This is a genomic window from Acinetobacter sp. YK3, assembly GCF_001729365.1.
Lineage (GTDB): Bacteria > Pseudomonadota > Gammaproteobacteria > Pseudomonadales > Moraxellaceae > Acinetobacter > Acinetobacter vivianii.
The window spans coordinates 1-4,043 of the sequence record NZ_LZPJ01000015.1 but is presented as its reverse complement, the minus strand read 5'-3'; the positions used below and the strand labels follow the sequence as shown (position 1 = coordinate 4,043).

Genomic DNA, 4,043 nt, shown 5'->3' with positions numbered 1-4,043 from the left:
TGCTGAGAATCTCGGAGTAAGTCAGTCTGTCATTTCTAAAAATATTAGCAGACTCGAGGAAAAAATTGGATTTATCCTATTTGATAGAAAAGCAAGACCTTTACAGCTGACACCATTAGGACATAAATTTTATTTCAAAGCATTTCATGTATTGGCTGAATTGAAACAGCTCAGTAATTTTCAGTTTTTGAATGAAAATATACAGGAAGTAAAAACCGATTTTGATTTAAGAATGGGCATTCCACATACATTAAACAGTAGTTTATCTCCATACATTGTCGATGCTTTTGAGCAAGTTGAAATTGTGAATGGATGGGGGAAAAGCTTAATTCTATTATTGAATGACCATGAAATTGATACAGCAGTCATTTTATTGCCTACGAGCCAGACACCAGATAGCAAAGAGAACTGGTCTTTGCTGGGAACTGTGCCGCTGGTGATTATTGGGCGTAAAGAAATGGTGCGAGAGTATAAGAGTCTAGATGACTGTAATCGTACGGGCTGGGTGTTAAATCCAGAAGGATGTGGTTTCAGAGTAGATTTAAATAATCGATTGATGAGCCAAGGGAAAAAGCTACATATCAGACATGAAATTTTTGGCACCAAATCACAGTTAGATTTTGTAGAGAAATATGAAGGCATTGGCTTGGTTCCACAGCCGTTTTTTGAATATTACAATGAAGTGAATAACACCTTAGCGGTATTGGATATTCAGGATTTCAGGTCGGAAATGTATGTGTTTCTAGTCGCTAGGCCAAATGTATCACAAGATAAGTTAAGCAAAGTGATGGAAATCATTAAGCAGCGATTTAAGTTTGATGGAGGGGAGGCTATTCATGAGTAGATGTATGGATGAGTTCTTCAATTGTTAACTGACAGAATAAGATTCTTTTGATCCATGTGGTAAATAAAATTTTATACGGTTCACTCAATTTTATTAATTAAAACAAATAACTATATATTTAAAAAATAGTTTTTAGACAATTCTTTCTCACTGTTCAAAGCTTAAAGATCAGCATTTTTATAAAATAATGATAATTATTATCATTATTGTTCTTTTTGTTGATTTTGTGTATTATTTGTTGAATTTTTTAAGGATAAATTAAGGTTGATCTAAATTTATTCTCATTTTTACCTGAGAAAAGGATGTGCAGGCAATTGCCTACCTTAAGTTACGAAGGGGTAGAAATTTAGAATGAGATGAGAGGTGACACAACATTGGCATTGTCCAGGCGTGGATCTGTGATTTCTCAAATGGTTTAAATCTTAATTTTTCTTATAGACCGCTCTCCTGAATATAGAAGTGTTGTTGATTTCAAACAATCAGCAGTTTTCTTGGTATCTCTTATGACTATTGAAGCCTCGATTCCTTTGGTTTCCACAAAACGGGCGACTAAAAAACAAGTTGAACAATCATCATTGATTCAATATCGATTGATGATTTTTTCACGTTTTGTACTCGCAATTTTTGGGGGATATTACTTTGCCGCGATTGCAACGATGTTGAGTGGTTATTTATTTTCATCGGAACCCCTCAAAGCCAGTGCCGTATTTAGCGCGACCATGCTGGCTTTTGTGATCCATTGCGCCATATTCATCTGGGTGTTTATGGTCAATTCAACCCTGAAAGTGTGGTTGGGTGTGGTGATACCGAGTCTGGTGATGACAGTGTTGTATTGGTTTTTAAAAGGTTAAGGTCATGCGTGTAGATGGTAAAAATGAAGGCCCACGCCAATCAATGTCATGGTTACATACCTGGACCAGCCTTTTACTGGGATGGTTGCTCTATGCTGTTTTTCTTACGGGAACACTGAGTTTCTTCCAAAATGAAATTACAGTCTGGATGAAGCCAGAACTGCATCAATCCGTGAATACCACTTCTCAGCAACAACAATTAACTTATGCACTGCAATATTTAAATCAAAAAGGACAAAGTGCCGAGAGCTGGAATATCCGTTTTGCCAATGAAAGACAGCCAGCCATTATGCTGAATGTCCGTCAGCCAGGAGAAGGGCGACGTCGTGGTGGTGAAATTTATCTGGATGCACAAACTGGTCATGAAATTAAAGCCAGAGAAACGCGTGGCGGTGGTTTTCTTTATCGCTTTCATTTTGAGCTTTATGGTATGCCGCGAATTTGGGGGCGCTGGATTGTGGGTATTGCGACACTGTTGATGTTTGTTGCGATTATCAGTGGCATTATTACCCATAAAAAAATCTTCAAGGATTTCTTTACCTTCCGTCCTGCCAAAGGCCAGCGTTCATGGCTGGACGCTCACAATGCAACGGCTGTGTTTGCCTTGCCATTTCATATCATGATTACCTTTAGTGGTTTGTTGCTCTTGATGCATTTATTTATGCCGTGGGCAATGAATACGCACTATGGCAATGTTCGAAATTTTTATCAGATTTTAAATGAACCCGTTGCCCAAACACCTGAACAAGCACGTTTACTGGCAGAGCAAAAGCAGAAAGAGGCAGCTGAACAAGGACGTGGCAATCGAGGTGGTGGTCGTCGTGAATCCGAACAAGAAAGGCTTGTGATTGCAACTGCACCCATGGTGAATTTGACAACACTGAGTCAAAGCGTGCAGCAGGGTTGGGGCGATAATCCGATTTTCTCTATTCGAGTGAATAAACCGAATACTATTGAAGCTGATGTGCAATTTAATGCCACGCGTACCACCACATTGCTGGATCGGGAAAGTGTTCCTTCACTCAAGTTTAATGCGGTAACTGGGCAACCAATTGATGAAGCCAAGCCCGTAAATTCGGCATCAAAAGCCATTTATACCTTAGTGACATGGTTGCATATGGCACGTGGTGTAGATTCTGTCTTGCGCTGGTTATTATTTTTATCAGGTGTTTTAGGCACGATGATGATCGCTTCCGGTTTGATTTTATGGGTTGTGAAACGCATTCCAGATGTACAAAAGCTTGGTTATAAACCCTTTGGTCATCGCGTGGTTGAAGTTCTGAATATTACAGCGATTACAGGTTTACCAATTGCCTGTGCAGCTTATTTCTTTGCTAATCGTGTTATACCCGCACAACTGGTAGAGCGCTCACCCTTAGAAATTAATGTGTTCTTTATTGTCTGGTTATTGTGCTTGGTTCATGCGGCTGTTCGGGCACATCGTCTAGCATGGCTAGAGCAACTGGCTTTAGCTGCAGCGATGTTCCTGTTTATCCCAATTCTGAACTTGGTTACAGGTGGGCAGGCCTTATGGATGAGTATCTATCATGGACAATGGATGATCGCCAGTTTTGATCTGGTTTGCATTATTTTAGGGCTGATCTTTATCTATTCTTATTACAAATTAAAGCGTTATCAAGGCCTACCAGTTAAGCAGAAAAAAAAGTCTAAGGCTCAGTCGGCACAGGAGCAAGCATAATGGCAGCATTGATGTTGTGGTGCGTTACCGTGGTGGCGCTATCGAGTCTGGCTTGTGGGATGAGTAAGCATCAACGAGATATTTTTACATCCTCAATCTCGGCTCAAAATAGCCGACGTTTTGAAATTGTAGGGTGGAGTATTTTGTTGCTCTCTGCTGTCGCTGCAATATATTTAAAAGGTGCTTCGATCGGTTTGTCAGAATGGTTGGGTTGTATCAGCTTTGCTGCTTTGGCGGTAGGGCTGTTATTGACTTATCACCCTAAAAAATTATTGCAGGCCAATGTGATCGCGGCTGCTTTATTCGGACTGCTGCTGATTTTGAGTTTGATTTAAGCCTTAGTTTTATCGTCATTAAATAAAAAGAGGGAACTAAACTTTCCTCTTTTTATTTGTGCATGAGATATAGGGCTAGCTTGGCTTACCAGTCATCATTTCAGGAAGCTTAAACCGAGTGGGTTACTCTTTATGAAATAAATATTAGTTTTTTCAAAGTAATAAGAACTTATAAATACAATTTAACAAACTTGATAAATGTTTCTTCCTCTTTATAAAAAATGTCAATTTTTAGTTCCGAATTATCAATGTAACTTTTGTAATTTTGGGTAGTATTTTTTTATGGATATATCGTGTGCTGATAATCTGTTAAG

General features: G+C 39.0%; 4 protein-coding genes. All 4 read left to right on the top strand.

The window, feature by feature from the left end; all coding sequences use genetic code 11:
• Positions 1-844: LysR family transcriptional regulator (locus tag A9Z07_RS02205; RefSeq protein ID WP_069576579.1), on the top strand; the 844-nt coding region annotated here is incomplete at its 5' end.
• A gap of 503 nt (positions 845-1,347) precedes the next feature.
• Positions 1,348-1,695, top strand: a complete 348-nt coding sequence (locus A9Z07_RS02200; protein WP_069576577.1) for a DUF3649 domain-containing protein — start codon at positions 1,348-1,350, stop codon at positions 1,693-1,695.
• A gap of 4 nt (positions 1,696-1,699) precedes the next feature.
• Positions 1,700-3,394 carry a PepSY-associated TM helix domain-containing protein gene (locus A9Z07_RS02195; protein ID WP_069576575.1) on the top strand — a complete coding sequence of 565 codons (1,695 nt, stop codon included), beginning with the start codon at positions 1,700-1,702 and terminating at the stop codon, positions 3,392-3,394.
• Positions 3,394-3,729, top strand: coding sequence for a DUF3325 domain-containing protein (locus A9Z07_RS02190; protein ID WP_069576573.1), 336 nt, complete (start codon positions 3,394-3,396; stop codon positions 3,727-3,729). The genes A9Z07_RS02195 and A9Z07_RS02190 overlap by 1 nt, the downstream gene beginning before the upstream one ends.
• Positions 3,730-4,043 lie beyond the last annotated feature (314 nt).

Coding starts and splice junctions, on each gene's coding strand:
- A9Z07_RS02200 (WP_069576577.1), top strand. CDS start 1,348: ATGACTATTGAAGCCTCGATTCCTTTGGTTTCCACAAAACGGGCGACT.
- A9Z07_RS02195 (WP_069576575.1), top strand. CDS start 1,700: ATGCGTGTAGATGGTAAAAATGAAGGCCCACGCCAATCAATGTCATGG.
- A9Z07_RS02190 (WP_069576573.1), top strand. CDS start 3,394: ATGGCAGCATTGATGTTGTGGTGCGTTACCGTGGTGGCGCTATCGAGT.